This window comes from Streptomyces sp. RG80 (assembly GCF_040446465.1).
Taxonomy (GTDB): domain Bacteria; phylum Actinomycetota; class Actinomycetes; order Streptomycetales; family Streptomycetaceae; genus Streptomyces.
This window is the reverse complement of record NZ_JBEAAJ010000007.1, coordinates 468,540-481,953: the sequence shown is the minus strand read 5'-3', so window position 1 is coordinate 481,953 and position 13,414 is coordinate 468,540. Positions and strand designations below refer to the sequence as shown.

Here is a 13,414-nt window from a genome sequence, read left to right as displayed (position 1 = left end):
CTGTGCGAAGACGGCGTTTCATAGGCGGGTTACTCGGCGCCGGGGCGGCGATGAGCATCGCCCCGGAGAGCAGCGGAGCCACGCGGGCCGCACCACCGGTCGTGGGCCCGCGGGTCGCCGGCCCGCACGACTGGCAGACCGTCCCCGCCCCGGCGTGCGGCCCGGCCGCCCAGCTCCTCGGCGTCGCGGCCGCGGGACCCGACCTCGCCTGGGCCGTGGGCGAGGAGGGCCGCAACGGCAGCACCCGCGGCACACCGCTGGCCCTGGTCTGGGACGGCGCCGCATGGAACCGGCTGGATCTCACCCACCTCGGCTGGAGCGGCGGGTACCTGCGCTCGGTGGCCGGTTCGCAGGGCGCCGCGTGGGCCGTGGGCACCGACAAGGCGGGCGTCGCACGTCTGTTGCGCTGGGACGGGGTGACCTGGCAGGAGTCCGACTTCGCCGGACGGATGGCGTACGGCACGTCCCTCACCGGCGTGGCACTGGACGCCGACGGCCGCGTCTGGCTGTCGGGCCGCAACAGCGACGGCTGCGTACTGCTGAGCGGCGACGGCACGGACGACGGCTGGGACTGGCCGACCCCGCCCCCGACTCCGCCCACGAGCGCACCGGCGGGCCTGTGCGTCGCCCCCGACGGCAAGGTCTGGGTGTACGACGCCGCGCTCGTGGCCCGCTGGGACGGCGAGACCTGGACCGAGCTGCCCGCACCGGCGGGCCTGCGCCCGTACGTCACCGGGCTGCTCCCGGTCGCCGACGACGACGTCTGGCTGACCGGCTACGACTACGGTGTCGGCGGCCCGCCGGGCAAGCCGCCGAGCGTCACCCTGCGGCACTGGGACGGCGGCGCGTGGAGCTACGCCACCACCCCGTTCACCGTCGGCATGCTCACCGCGATCGTCGGAGACGGCCAGGGCGCGCCCGACCGCATCGCGGGCTGGGACTTCTGGGACCAGACCCGCGCGCACCACCTCCGCTGGTCGGACGGGAGTTGGGTGAGCGAACGGGGCCCGCTCTCCACAACTCCCGTCCTGATCAGCGCACTCGCGGCGGTTCCCGGTGCGGCGGGCGGCTACTGGGCCGTCGGTACGGACTCCTCGTCCCCGTATCCGCCCGCACAGGTGCGCATCGAGCGCTGAGGTCCCGCTACGCCAGCCGGATCACGTTCCACGACAGCGGTTCCAGTACGGCGGTCAGGGCGCCGTCGGTCAAGGCGGTGCCCTCGACCGCGTGCGGGGCGACCCGCTCGGGCTCGGCGAGGGTGTTGCGGGCGTCCGGGTCGGCGTCGGCGAGGGCGCTGTGCTCGACGACGGACGTCAGATCCAGGCCGTTCAGGGCGACTTCGAGGGGCAGTTGCTCGGTCCGGCTGCGGTTGACCGCGAAGACCGTGACCGAGCCGTCCTCGCCGCGCACCGCGGTGGCGTGCAGCAGGTCGGCCTCGCCGTACTTCTTCGTCTCGTACGTCGGGGAGTCGACCCGGACGTCCAGGACCTCGCCGCGGCCGTACCGGGAGGCCTGGGCGAACGGGAAGAAGGTCGTCTGCCGCCAGGCCGGGCCGCCCGGCTCGGTCATGATCGGCGCGATGACGTTGACGAGCTGGGCGAGACAGGCGACGGTGACGCGGTCGGCGTGCCGCAGCAGCGCGATGAGCAGCGAGCCGAAGACGACCGCGTCCATGACGCTGTAGTTGTCCTCCAGCAGACGGGGGGCCTCGGCCCAGTCCCGCGCGCCGGAGTTCTCGATCTCGTGCCACTCCGAGATGTACCAGACGTTCCACTCGTCGAAGGAGAGGTTGATCTTCTTCTTCGACTTGAGCTTCGCGCCGATGTGGTCGGCGGTGGCGACCACGTTCTCGATGAACGACTCCATGTCGACCGCGGAGGCGAGGAAGGAGTCGAGGTCGCCGTTCACGGGCTGGTAGTAGGCGTGCAGGGAGATGTAGTCGACGAGGTCGTACGTCTCCTCCAGGACCGTCGCCTCCCAGGCGGCGAAGGTCGGCATGGACTGGCTGGAGGAACCGCAGGCGACGAGTTCGACGCCCGGGTCGATCTGGCGCATCGCGCGGGCCGTCTCGGCGGCGATCCGGCCGTACTCCGTCGCCGTCTTGTGGCCGGTCTGCCAGGGGCCGTCCATCTCGTTGCCGAGGCACCAGACGTTGATGCCGAAGGGGTCCTTGTCGCCGTGGGCGGCGCGGAGGTCGGAGAGCGCGGTGCCCTCCGGGTGGTTGGCGTACTCCTGGAGTTCGAGGGCCTCGGCGACGCCCCGGGTGCCGAGGTTGAGGGCCATCATCGGCTCGGCCTGGGGGCCGATCTTCTTCAGGAAGGCGATGTACTCGGAGAGGCCGAACTGGTTGGTCTCGGTGGAGCGCCAAGCGAGGTCGAGGCGTCGAGGGCGGTCGTCCTTCGGGCCTACCGAGTCCTCCCACTTGTACCCCGATACGAAGTTGCCGCCCGGGTAGCGGATGGCGGTGGCGCCGAGTTCGCGGACGAGCTCCAGGACGTCGGTTCGGATGCCGTCCTCGTCCGCGGTGGGGTGGCCCGGTTCGAAGATGCCGGTGTAGACGCAGCGGCCGAGGTGTTCTACGAACGATCCGAAGAGGCGGGGGTTGACTTCGCCGACGGTGAAGGCCGGGTCCAGGGTGAAGCGGGCAGTGCTCATTTTTGCCTTCCCAAGAGGGTGGTTCTGACTCATTGGCGGCTGCGGGCTCGTTGTGGCTGGTCGCGCAGTTCCCCGCGCCCCTAAAAGACTCTCGGCCAGCCGTTCTTTGTCCAGCTGAGCCTGTTCAGGCCCAGCTTTGGGGTGCCGCTGTCCTTCGTGTCGTAGTAGTGGTACGCCAGCCAATCTTGGCCCCGGTCCCTGAAGACCGACTGGCCGCCCGTGCCCACATACCTGCCGTGGCCCTCCAGCAAGAGGTCGCCGCCGCCCTCCAGCAGCGGCTTGCCCGTGCTGTCGATGTAGGGGCCGGTGATCGTTGTGGATCTGCCTACCTTGATCTTGTACGTGGAGTTCACGCCGGAGCAGCAGGCGTCGTACGACGCGAAGAGGTAGTAGTGGCGGCCGTGCTTGACGATGTACGGGCCTTCGACCGCGTACGGGGCGTCCGGGCGGGTCGCCAGGTGGTGGACGGTGGCGCCCTCCTTCGCCTTGCCCGTTCTCGTGTCCAGCTCGACCATGCGGATGCCGGTCCAGTAGGAGCCGAAGGACATCCAGAGCTTGCCGTCGGCCTTGACGATGGCGGGGTCGATGGCGTTCCAGGTGTCGGTGCGTTCGGAGGTGAAGACCTTGCCGTGGTCGGTCCAGGTGCCGGGGAGGCCGGAGGGGGAGGTGGCCACGCCGATCGCGGAGTGGTTGGTGCCCCAGGACGAGACGGCGTAGTAGAGCCAGTACCGGCCCGAGCGGTAGGAGATGTCGGGGGCCCAGGGGTCGCCGGTGTCGTTGTACTCGTACCACCAACTCGGGGGCGTCGCGAAGGCGTTGCCCGCGTCGTCCCACTGCTTGCCGTCCTTGGAGAGGCGGGCGCCGATGATGCCGCCGGTCGAGTAGGCGGCGTAGCGGCCGGACTTGAGGTGGATGACGGTCGGGTCGTGGATGATCTGCTGGCCGGTGATCGGGCGGGGGTCGGGGTAAGTCCCGGCTGCCTGGGCCGAGTTGGGGAGCAGGGTCAGGACGGCCGTGGCGGCCAGGGCGGTGAGGGTTCTGCGCAGGGTCACTGTCCCGCCAATCCCGTGTGGGCGACGCCCGCCACGATCTGCCGTTGGAAGAAGACGAAGACGACGATCAGGGGCAGGCCCGCCATCAGGCCGCCGGCCATGAGCTGGGCCCACTGGATGCCGTAGGAGTTCATGACGGTCGCGATGCCGTTGGGCATGGTCATCAGGTCGGGGTTGTTGGTCACCATGTACGGCCACAGGAAGTTGTTCCACGAGGCGATGAAGGTGAAGATGCCGACGGCCGCGAGGGAGGGGCGCGCGAGGGGGACGACGATCGTGAAGAAGACCCGCCAGCGGCCGGCGCCGTCGATGAACGCGGCCTCCTCCAGCTCGCGCGGGATGCCCTGGAAGAACTTGTAGAGGATGTAGACCATCGCGGAGGGGGCGCACTGCGGCAGGATCATGCCCCAGTACGTGTCGACCATCCCCATCTGCTGGACCGTGGTGAACAGCGGGACGCCGAGCACCGCCGGGGAGATCATCAGGCCCGCCATCACGACGCCCATCAGGACGCTCTTGCCCCGGAACTCGGTGCGGGCGAAGCCGTATCCGGCGAGGGCCGCCACGGTGAGCACGACGGCGGTGACGCAGATGGACACCACGAGGGAGTTGACGAACCAGTTGGTGACGTTGCCGGTCTCCCACAGCGACTTCCACGCCTGGACCGTCCAGAGCTCCGGCAGCCAGTGCGGCGGGATCTCGGCCGCCTCGGCCTCGGACTTGAACGAGGTGAACAGGGCGGCGGCGATGGGCGCCACGAAGACGGCGGAGACGGCCACGCCGATCAGGGTGAGCACGATCTGGCTGGGGGTCCAGGAACTGCGGGGCTTGAGCCTTACCGGTGTGCCGCTCATCGGGCGCCCTCCTCACGGGTGCGCAGCAGCCACATCCGCGCGAGGGCGACGACTGCGATGATCACGAAGAAGATGACGGACATCGCGGAGGCGTAGCCCACGCGGTAGCTGGTGAAGCCCTGTTCGAGGGTGTACTGGACGAACGAGCGGGTCGAGAGCTCCGGTCCGGGGCTGAAGTCCATCATCACGACGGCCTGGTCGAAGAGTTGGAGCGAGGCGAGGATCTGGAGCGCGATCACCAGGCCGGTGATGTTGCGCAGCATCGGCAGGGTGATGTGGACCATGCGGTGCCAGGCGTTCGCGCCGTCGAGCTTGGCGGCCTCGTAGAGGTGGCCGGGGATGCCCTGGAGGGCGGCGAGATAGAGCAGGAAGCTGAAGCCGACCGTCCACCACAGGGTCTGGATGACGATGGCGAGCATGGCGTACGACTTGTCGGTCAGCCAGGGGGTGTCGAGGCCGAAGGTCTCGTTGAACAGGCCGATGCCCTGGGTGAACAGCCACTGCCACATGTTGGCGGCGACGGTCGAGGGGAGCAGGAAGGGGGCGAAGAAGCACAGCCGCCACAGCCACTTCCCGTGCTCGATGTGGTGGGCGAGCATCGCCAGGAGGAAGGCCAGGACCGTGATGCAGGGCACGACGAGCAGGGTGAAGTACGCGCTGTGGCCGAGCGCGTCCCACATCATCTGGTCGTGGAAGGCCTCGCGGTAGTTGTCGAAGCCGATGAAACTCGCGCCCTCGCCGGAGATGTTGGCGTCGGTGAAGCTGAGGTAGACGCCGCGCAGCAGCGGCCAGATCACGAACAGGGCGAAGAGCAGGAGGAAGGGGGCCACGAACCAGCCGCCGTGCTGGAAGCCCTGCTTGCGGCGGACGGTCGCGACCGCGGTGGCGGTCCTGGCGCGCGCCGGTGCGGCGACGGTGTGGGCACTGGTCGTCATGCGACGGCACCTCCCTGCGCGGCGGTCCTGCCGTCCATCGGGTTCTTGGAGGCGAGGAGCTTGGTGAGACGGCTCTTCATCGTCCGCGCCACGGAGGCGGGCTTCGCGGAGCCCATCGTGGAGGAGACGACGACCGGGCCGAGGTCCTGGGCGAGGACGCCGGTGGAGCCCGCGAACCACACCTTCGGCTCGGTGGCCTGGTGGTCCATGGCGCTGACGTACTCGTTCTGCGGGGTGAGCTTCCGGTACGCGGGGGTGGAGAGGGTCGGTGTGTAGGCGGGGATGTGGCCGCCGGCCGCCCACTGCTGGGCGTGCTTGACGACGTATGCCGCCAGTTCGTGCGCGCCCTCGTTCGTCGCGCCGCCGCGGCCGGACTGGTGGGGCAGGACGAAGGCGTGCGACTCGGCGTGGGTGGCGGGCTCGCCGAAGACGGGCGGCAGCGGGGTCGCGCCGTAGTCCAGCTTCGCGCCGGAGAAGACCGGCACCGACCAGTTGCCCTCCCAGGTGAAGGGGGCGCCGTTGATGAACTGCTCGCCGGTCGGGGCGCCGGGGATGACGTATCCGTCGGTGACGTGCTGCCGGAGGAACTCCAGGACCTGGGTGGCCTTGTCCTCGTCGAAGAGGACCTCGGTGTCTTTGTCGTCGAACCAGCGGCCGCCGAGCTGGGTGTAGAAGGCGACGAAGAACCACCACTGGAAGTTCTGGTCGTTGGTCCACAGACCGATGGTCTGGAGCCCCTTCTTCTGGACCGCCCTGGCCTTCTTCAGGACGTCGAACCACTCGGTGGTGGAGGAGACCGGGATCAGCCGGCCGTCGTCGCCGAGGAGGTCCGCCTTCTTCAGGACGTCCTTGCGGTAGAAGCAGAGCTGGACGTGGATGTCGAGGGGGAGGGCGTAGAGCTTGCCGTCGATGACGCCGCGCCGCCACAGGGCGGGGTTGAAGTCCGCCTCCCGTACGCCGTACCGGGCGAGCAGGTCGACGTCCCAGGGGTCGAGGAGGCGGCCGGGTGAGAAGCCGGTGACCCGGCCCATGTGCATCACGCCGAGTTCGGGGGCGCGGTTGCCCGCGGCGGCCATGGCGAGCTTGGTGTAGAAGGGGTTGCCCCACTGGAGCGTGGAGTCCTTGACGGCGATGTCGGGGTGTTCGGCGCGGAAGGCGTCCAGCATCGCGATCATGTTGGCGCCGTCGCCGCCGCTGAAGAGGTTCCAGTAACGCACTCTGGTGTCCGCGCCGGCGGCGAGCGCGTCGGCGCCGGTCCCGAGCGCGGCGAAGCCGAAGCTGCCGGCCACGGCCAACCCGCCCGCGGCGGCGAGCAGTTGCCTGCGATTCAGGTCAGGTCGTCCCATTGCCTGCCCTTACAGTCGGAGAAGAGGTTCGGTTGGTTCGATATTTCGAAAGACGCCCGTATCTTCGAACGGGACCGTAGATAGGAAGCGCTTTCTAGTCAATGGTCCGGACAGGATTCCCGGAACCGCGAGCACCCGCTCCCACTTGTACGAAGTTGTACGAACGGTCACCGGATCGCATGACGTGGACACTTCCGGCCGCGTACGCTCGGACGGGCCGCCGGGCGGCGGCGAGAGGGGGGTTCGATGGACATCGCGCGCCAGAGGGCGGGGCGGGTCGCCGCGGCGCTGCGGCGCGCGAGAACCGGCTCCGCGATGCGCCGCCTCGCCGCCGAACTCGACACCGCGCTGCACACCAGACCCACTCCCCCGACCGGGGTGCGCGAGGTGTGCCGGGCGCTGTGCGAGGAGATGAGCGCGCGCCGCGCCGGCCGCCCCGTCGAGCTGCGCTTCGAGCGGTTCCCCGACGAGATCGAGGTGACCGGACTGTGGGTGGAGTTCCAGGACTTCGACCTGGTCATCGTCGAGGAGCGGGCCGAGGCGGTGCAGCAACTGGTCATCCTCGGCCATGAGCTGTGGCACCTGAACGCCGGGCACCGGCACCACCACGGCATCGGCACGGCCGCCGCGCACGCCTTCGCCGGGCGCCCCGGCTGGGACGACGTGGCCCTCACGGTGGCGGCACGCGACGGCTCCCGGCAGACGGACGAGGCCGAGGCCGACGACTTCGGGCACCGGCTGGCGGCCGCGTTCCGGACCCTGGTGTCCCCAGAGCCCGGCGGCGCCTCCCACGACCCGGTCCACCGGTCCCTGGGCTATCGCGGACGCGGAGGCAGAACGCGGTGACACACCCGCAACTGGCCGAAGGACCGGTCGAGTTCCTCTCCGGCCTGTACATCTCCTTCTGGCTCCCGGGCCTCGTCCTCGGCGCGGCCCTGGCGATCAAGCTGCCCAGCATCGTCAAGCTGTGGCGGGACCCGCTGCTGCGCGCCGTGGGCGGGCTGCTGCTGCTCGCCTGCTCGGTGTTCGTCTTCGCGGCCCCGGGCACCATCGCCTGGACCAACCGCGTCACCGGCGTCCCGAACATCGCCGCCCCCTGGGTCTACTCCCTGATCACCGCGCTCTCCGCGTCCTGGCTGCTGCTGGTCGTGCACTGGCGCGACGGCCACACCGAACGCCGGGAGCAGACCCGGCGCGCGACCCGCTGGGTGGTCTCCGTCTACGCGACCGTGGTGGTCGCGCTGTGGGTGCTGTTCGCCCTCGCCGACGTACCGGTCGAGCAGATCCAGGACCTGGACACCTACTACGCCACCACGCCGTTCATGCGGGAGGAGATCCTCCTCTACCTGGTCGTGCACACGGTGGCCTGTCTGATCACCGCCCGGCTCATCTGGACCTGGATCCGCACCGACGGCCTCGACGGCTGGCTGCGCTGGGGACTGCGGTTCCTGACCGTCGGCTACGTCACCAACCTGCTGTTCAGCGCCGCCAAGTTCACCGCCATCGTGGCCCGCTGGACCGGGCACGACCTGGACTGGCTCAACACCAACATCGCGCCCTCCGCCGCCTGTATCGGCGCCACCATGGTCGCGGTCGGCGTGATCGTGCCGCACGCCGGCCAGTACCTCCAGGAGCGCCTGCTGGTCCGCCGCAGGCGCCGGAGCCTGAAGCCGCTGGCGCGGCTGCTGCGGACCGTCGCGGGCCGCCGCGAGCCGTTCGTGCTGCGGGCGGCGCCCGAGATCCGGCTGATCCGCCGCGAGACCTACATCCGCGACGCGCTCCTCCAGCTCTCCCGCCATCTCGACGACGACCTGCGCCGCCGCTCCCACGACGCCGCCCTCGACCTCGGCACCGAGCCCGGCCGGGCGCAGGCCCTCGCCGTCGCCGCGACCATCGTCGACGCCGTCGAGACCGGGCGGCGCGTCCCGGACGGCGACGGCACCGGGGCCCCCGACACCACCTACCTGCTGCAGGAGATCCACGCCGTCTCCGGCGCCCTGCGCAGTCCCGACGAGATCACGGCGGTACGCGCCCGCGCGGCCGTCCCGGCAGAGAGCATGTCCACGCATGACTGAACGTCCCTCCCCCGCCAGAGTCGCCATCGTCCTCGGGGGGTCCCACACCGGCATGCTCGCGGCAGCCGCCCTCGCCCCGCTCGCCGACCGGGTGGTCGTCGTGGAGCGCGACGAGCTGCCCGCCGGGCCCGCCCCCCGCAAGGGCCTGCCGCAGGCCCGCCACGTCCATCTGCTGTGGTCGGGCGGGGTGCTGGCCATGGAGGAACTGCTGCCCGGCATCACCGAGGAACTGCGCGCCGCCGGGGCGCGCCGGGCGCCGATCACGACGGACATGGTCGCCCTGTCGGCGCGCGGCTGGTTCCGCCGCTGGCCCGAGTCGCACCACATCGTCCTGGCCGGACGGGACCTGCTGGACGCCACGGTCCGTACGCGCGTCCTCGCCGACGAGCGGATCGAGGTCCTCGACGGTACGGAGGCGCTGGGGCTGCTCGGCGACGCCGACGCGGTCACCGGGGTCCGGCTGCGCGGGCCCGACGGCCACGAACGCACCCTCGACGCCGGCCTCGTGGTGGACTGCACCGGCCGGGGCTCCTCGACGCCCCGCCGGCTGACCGAGCTCGGGCTGCCCGCGCCGGTGCGGCGCGAGGTCGACGCGGGTCTGGCGTACGCGAGCCGGCTCTTCCTCGCGCCCGAACCGGCGCGTGGCGGCTTCCCGGTGGTCAACGTGCAGATCGACCCACGCGCGGGCGGTCCCGGCCGGGCGGGCGTCCTGCTGCCGATCGAGGACGGGCGCTGGCTCGTGACGCTCAGCGGCACGAAGGGCGGCGAACCCCCGGCGTCCGACTCTTCCGGCTCCTCCGGGGGCGACTTCGTCCGGTTCGCCCGGGAGGAGCTGCGGCATCCGATCATCGGTGACCTGATCGAGCGGGCCGAGCCGCTGTCGGAGGTGGTGTTCACCCGCACCACCGCCAACCGGCGCCACTTCTACGAGCGGATGCCGGCCTGGCCCGAGAACCTCATGGTCCTGGGCGACGCGCTGGCCGCGTACAACCCGGTGTACGGGCACGGCCTGGCCGTCGGGGCGCAGAGCGCGCTGATCCTGCGCGAGGTGACCCGGCGCCACGGCTGGGGCGCGGCCGGGCTGTCCCGTCGGGTGCAGAAGGCCGTGGCCCGGCCGGTCGGGGCGGCCTGGGACCTGGCGATCGGCCAGGACGTGTTCTACCCGGGCGCCACAGAGGACGGGCCGACGCTGCGGGACCGTCTGGTGGCGGGGTACGTGGACCGGCTGATGTACACCGCCACCGGGAACGGACGGATCGCCCGCCGCGTGACCGACGTGACGTCGCTGGAGCGGCGGGCGGAGGTGCTGCTGGGTCCGTCGGTGCTGCTGGCGGCGGCGGTGGGGCCGTTGAAGCCCCCGTTGAGCGAACCGCCGCTGACCGCCGAGGAGTTGAAGAAGGCGGGTCTGCGGTAGCTGCCTACCCGGCGAACGCGGGCTGCGCCAAGCCCTTCCCCGCGCCCGGTACCACCAGCAGCGACCCTGCCACCGGGTGCGGGGCGTCCAGGCCGACCCGTGCCGTCGTGATGTACAGGTCGGTCAGGTCGGCGCCGCCGAAGGCGCAGGCCGTGATCCTCGGCGTGGGCAGGCTGATCACCCGGTCCAGCGCACCGTCCGGGGTGTACCGCCGTACCGCCGCGCCGTCCCACAGCGCCACCCACACACAGCCGTCGGCGTCGACGGTGAGGCCGTCGGGGAAGCCGGCGCCCTCCTCGATCTCGGCGAAGACCCGTCGACCGGTGACGTGCCGGCCGTCGTGGTCGAAGACGTCGATACGACGGGTGGGCGAGTCGATGTAGTACATGAGCCGCCCGTCCGGGCTCCAGCCGGTGCCGTTGCTGACCGCGACGTCGTCGAGGACGGTCTCGGCCGAGCCGTCGCCGGTGAACCGGGACAGGGTGCCGCCGCCGGGGGCCTCGTCGTAGCGCATGGTGCCGGCCCACAGGGAGCCGTCGGGGGCGACGGCGGCGTCGTTGGCACGGCGGCCGGGGACCGGCTCGTGGTGCAGCCAGCGGAAGGAGTCGTCCGCGTCGAGCAGCGCCACCCCGTCGCGCAGGTTGAGCACAAGACCGCCGCCGGCGCGCGGCTTGGCGGCGCCGACGTGCTGGTCGGTGACGCGAACCGTGCGGTGCCCGGAGACGGGGTCGTAGGTGTTGACGCGGGCGCCGAGGATGTCGAGCCAGATCAGCCGGCCGGCGGCGGCGTCCCAGGTGGGCCCTTCACCGAGAACGGCTTCGGCGCGCACGGCGACCTCGTACGCGTACGTCTTCGAGGTCATGCCACGCTCCGGTGACCGAGGCGCTCGGAGAGCTCGGCGGCGCCCTTGGCGGCGAGCTGCTCCAGCTCCTCGCGGCGGTCGTCGCTCCAGCGGATCATCGGCACGGAGATCGAGAGCGCGGCCACCACCCGGCCGGTGCGGTCGCGGACCGGGGCGGCGACACAGGAGACGTCCGGGTTGGACTCGCGGCGCTCCACGGCGAGGCCGCGCTCACGGATCTCGGCGAGGGCCTCGCGCAGGGCGACCGGGTCGGTGATGCTGTTCGGTGTCATCGCGACCAGCTCGGCGCCGTCCGGGACCCGGGAGGAGAGCTCCGGCTCGGGGAGCGAGGCCAGCAGCATCTTGCCGACGGAGGTGCAGTGAGCGGGGAGCCGGCGACCGGCGGCGGACACCATGCGCACCGCGTGCGTCGAGTCCACCTTGGCGATGTAGATGACGTCGGTACCCTCGAGGATGGCCACGTGCACCGTCTCGTCGCAGGTCTCGGCGACGGACCGCGCGACCTGCTGCCCCTCGGCGGCGAGGTCGAGCTGCTCCGCGTACCGGCTCCCGAGCTGGTACGGCCGCACCCCGAGCCGGTAACGTCCCGGCTGACCGGGCACGGGCACGATGTACGACCGCGCCGCCAGCGTGGTCACCAGCTCGTGCACGGTCGTGCGCGGCAGCTGGAGCTTGCGCACGATGTCGGGGGCGGAGAGCGTGCCGTCCCCGTCGAGGAAGAGCTCGAGAATGTCGAGAGCCCGGGTCACGGCAGGTACGAGACGTCCCACGTCCGGCCCCCTCCCTTGAATGTCTTTGAGGCTGTGTTCGAAATTTCAACAGCCGATCGGAATAACGAACACAGGCTACTCAACTCGGCTTTCCCCGGGCAATGGTCTGCGCATACCCGGTGTGACAGGGTGAATCAAAAGCGTTGGGGGGAGTAGCTGTGCCTGAGCTTCTCAAGGGCGGGAACACCGTGGTGGGGCCCGGGGTTCTGAGTGCCGAGCTGCATGCTGTCGGGGATTCCGTCGATCTGAGTGCGCTGCTGGTGGGGGCGGACGGGCGGGTGCGGTCCGATGGGGATCTGGTGTTCTACAACCAGCCGGTCGCCGAGGGTGGGGCCGTGCGGCATGTGGGGGCGGACGGGGCCGGGCCGGAGCGGGTCGTCGTGGAGCCGGGTGGGTTGCCGGCCGACGTGGACCGGGTCGTTCTGGTCGCCAGCTGCGATCCCGACAACGCCGCCCGTACCTTCCGTGACGTCAAGGACGTCACCGTGCGGGCCCATCAGGCCGGTGGCGAGCCCGTCGTCTTCCACGCGCCCGCACTGACCGACGGCGAGCGCGCGGTGCTCCTCATGGAGCTGTACCGGCGGGGCGACGGCTGGAAGCTGCGGGCCATCGGGCAGGGGTACGCGGAGGGGCTGGCGGGGCTGGCCACGGATTTCGGGATCGACGTTTCCGAGCCGGAGACCGAGACTCCGCCCGCACAGGCACCGGCACCCGCACCCGCACCCGCACCCGCACCCGCACCCGCACCCGCACCCGCACCGACCAGTCTCGTCAAGCCCCCGCTCGGCAAGGTCAGCCTGGACAAGGGCGGCCAGGTGTCGATCAGTCTGGACAAGTCGGACCGCGAGCTGGTCGTCACCGTGACCCTGGAGTGGGACGGCGGCAGCGACAAGCGGCGCCGCCAGGGCGCCGACCTGGACCTGTACGCCTTGTTCGTACCCGCCTCGAAGGCCCAGCGCGGACCGCTGGATCCGGGCACTTTCATCAAGAAGGGTCCCGTCACCAAGGACTCGGACGCCGTCTACTACAAGAACCTCGGCTCCCTGAAGGAGCCGCCCTACGTGCAACTCGACGGCGACTCCCGTACCCCCGGCCGCGAGACGGTCCGTATCGTCCGACCCGACGAGCAGGGCTATGTCCTGCTGTGCGCCTACTCCGCCGTCAGCAACGGCTTCGGTTCCTTCAAGAGCTTCGGCGCCAAGGTCGTCGTGGACGACGGACGCGGGTCCAACGTCACCGTGCCGCTCTTCGAGAACACCTCGACCCGTTTCTGGGTGGCGATCGCCCTCGTCGACTTCACCGCTCCCGACGGTGCGGCGATCCGCCACGTCGAGGCGTACAGCAGCCGCATGACCGAACGCCGCCCGTTCCTGCACATGGACGGGACGATCCAGATGAACGCCGGCCCCGTGGAGTTCAAGCGCCGCTCCTAGCCCACTCCTGGCCCGCTC

General features: G+C 70.9%; 12 protein-coding genes. 5 read left to right on the top strand and 7 right to left on the bottom strand.

What is annotated here, in order from left to right; all coding sequences use genetic code 11:
• Positions 1-50: 50 nt before the first annotated feature.
• Positions 51-1,136, top strand: a complete 1,086-nt coding sequence (locus ABKA17_RS25915) for an NHL repeat-containing protein (protein WP_353694619.1) — start codon at positions 51-53, stop codon at positions 1,134-1,136.
• A gap of 7 nt (positions 1,137-1,143) precedes the next feature.
• On the opposite strand, the gene arfA is transcribed toward ABKA17_RS25915, so the two are convergent.
• The 5 genes from arfA to ABKA17_RS25890 form a co-directional block, all read right to left on the bottom strand.
• Complete coding sequence (arfA, locus tag ABKA17_RS25910) at positions 1,144-2,655, bottom strand: arabinosylfuranosidase ArfA (RefSeq protein ID WP_353694618.1); 1,512 nt, start codon at positions 2,653-2,655, stop codon at positions 1,144-1,146.
• 80 nt (positions 2,656-2,735) lie between these two features.
• Positions 2,736-3,707, bottom strand: a complete 972-nt coding sequence (locus tag ABKA17_RS25905) for an arabinan endo-1,5-alpha-L-arabinosidase (RefSeq protein WP_353694617.1) — start codon at positions 3,705-3,707, stop codon at positions 2,736-2,738.
• On the bottom strand, positions 3,704-4,561 hold the full coding sequence (locus tag ABKA17_RS25900) for a carbohydrate ABC transporter permease (protein WP_353694616.1): 858 nt from the start codon (positions 4,559-4,561) through the stop codon (positions 3,704-3,706). The genes ABKA17_RS25905 and ABKA17_RS25900 overlap by 4 nt, the downstream gene beginning before the upstream one ends.
• On the bottom strand, positions 4,558-5,496 hold the full coding sequence (locus tag ABKA17_RS25895; protein WP_353694615.1) for a carbohydrate ABC transporter permease: 939 nt from the start codon (positions 5,494-5,496) through the stop codon (positions 4,558-4,560). The genes ABKA17_RS25900 and ABKA17_RS25895 overlap by 4 nt, the downstream gene beginning before the upstream one ends.
• Entirely contained in the window at positions 5,493-6,842 is a 1,350-nt protein-coding gene (locus ABKA17_RS25890; RefSeq protein WP_353694614.1) for an extracellular solute-binding protein, read from the bottom strand. Before ABKA17_RS25890 ends, ABKA17_RS25895 begins: the two co-directional genes overlap by 4 nt.
• Before the next feature lie 246 nt (positions 6,843-7,088).
• Here ABKA17_RS25890 and ABKA17_RS25885 point away from each other — a divergent pair, with 246 nt between their 5' ends.
• The 3 genes from ABKA17_RS25885 to ABKA17_RS25875 are packed head-to-tail and all read left to right on the top strand — an operon-like array spanning position 7,089 to position 10,331.
• Positions 7,089-7,688, top strand: a complete 600-nt coding sequence (locus ABKA17_RS25885; RefSeq protein ID WP_353694613.1) for a toxin-antitoxin system, toxin component family protein — start codon at positions 7,089-7,091, stop codon at positions 7,686-7,688.
• The gene (locus ABKA17_RS25880) at positions 7,685-8,917 is read left to right on the top strand and encodes an MAB_1171c family putative transporter (RefSeq protein ID WP_353694612.1); all 1,233 of its coding nucleotides are present in this window, start codon (positions 7,685-7,687) and stop codon (positions 8,915-8,917) included. The genes ABKA17_RS25885 and ABKA17_RS25880 overlap by 4 nt, the downstream gene beginning before the upstream one ends.
• A complete protein-coding gene (locus ABKA17_RS25875) occupies positions 8,910-10,331 on the top strand; it encodes an FAD-dependent oxidoreductase (protein ID WP_353694611.1) in 1,422 nt (473 codons plus the stop codon). The genes ABKA17_RS25880 and ABKA17_RS25875 overlap by 8 nt, the downstream gene beginning before the upstream one ends.
• Before the next feature lie 4 nt (positions 10,332-10,335).
• On the opposite strand, the gene ABKA17_RS25870 is transcribed toward ABKA17_RS25875, so the two are convergent.
• Positions 10,336-11,193: an SMP-30/gluconolactonase/LRE family protein gene (locus tag ABKA17_RS25870; protein WP_353694610.1), complete on the bottom strand. Its 858-nt coding sequence runs from the start codon at positions 11,191-11,193 to the stop codon at positions 10,336-10,338.
• Positions 11,190-11,963 carry an IclR family transcriptional regulator gene (locus ABKA17_RS25865; protein WP_353694609.1) on the bottom strand — a complete coding sequence of 258 codons (774 nt, stop codon included), beginning with the start codon at positions 11,961-11,963 and terminating at the stop codon, positions 11,190-11,192. The genes ABKA17_RS25870 and ABKA17_RS25865 overlap by 4 nt, the downstream gene beginning before the upstream one ends.
• A gap of 158 nt (positions 11,964-12,121) precedes the next feature.
• Between ABKA17_RS25865 and ABKA17_RS25860 the strand changes: the two genes are divergently transcribed.
• Positions 12,122-13,396, top strand: a complete 1,275-nt coding sequence (locus ABKA17_RS25860) for a TerD family protein (protein WP_353694608.1) — start codon at positions 12,122-12,124, stop codon at positions 13,394-13,396.
• Positions 13,397-13,414 lie beyond the last annotated feature (18 nt).

What these genes read in the sequence shown, in the direction of transcription:
- ABKA17_RS25885 (WP_353694613.1), top strand. Translation starts at nt 7,089, where the DNA reads ATGGACATCGCGCGCCAGAGGGCGGGGCGGGTCGCCGCGGCGCTGCGG.
- ABKA17_RS25915 (WP_353694619.1), top strand. Translation starts at nt 51, where the DNA reads ATGAGCATCGCCCCGGAGAGCAGCGGAGCCACGCGGGCCGCACCACCG.
- ABKA17_RS25870 (WP_353694610.1), bottom strand. Translation starts at nt 11,193, where the DNA reads ATGACCTCGAAGACGTACGCGTACGAGGTCGCCGTGCGCGCCGAAGCC.
- ABKA17_RS25900 (WP_353694616.1), bottom strand. Translation starts at nt 4,561, where the DNA reads ATGAGCGGCACACCGGTAAGGCTCAAGCCCCGCAGTTCCTGGACCCCC.
- arfA (WP_353694618.1), bottom strand. Translation starts at nt 2,655, where the DNA reads ATGAGCACTGCCCGCTTCACCCTGGACCCGGCCTTCACCGTCGGCGAA.
- ABKA17_RS25875 (WP_353694611.1), top strand. Translation starts at nt 8,910, where the DNA reads ATGACTGAACGTCCCTCCCCCGCCAGAGTCGCCATCGTCCTCGGGGGG.
- ABKA17_RS25895 (WP_353694615.1), bottom strand. Translation starts at nt 5,496, where the DNA reads ATGACGACCAGTGCCCACACCGTCGCCGCACCGGCGCGCGCCAGGACC.
- ABKA17_RS25890 (WP_353694614.1), bottom strand. Translation starts at nt 6,842, where the DNA reads ATGGGACGACCTGACCTGAATCGCAGGCAACTGCTCGCCGCCGCGGGC.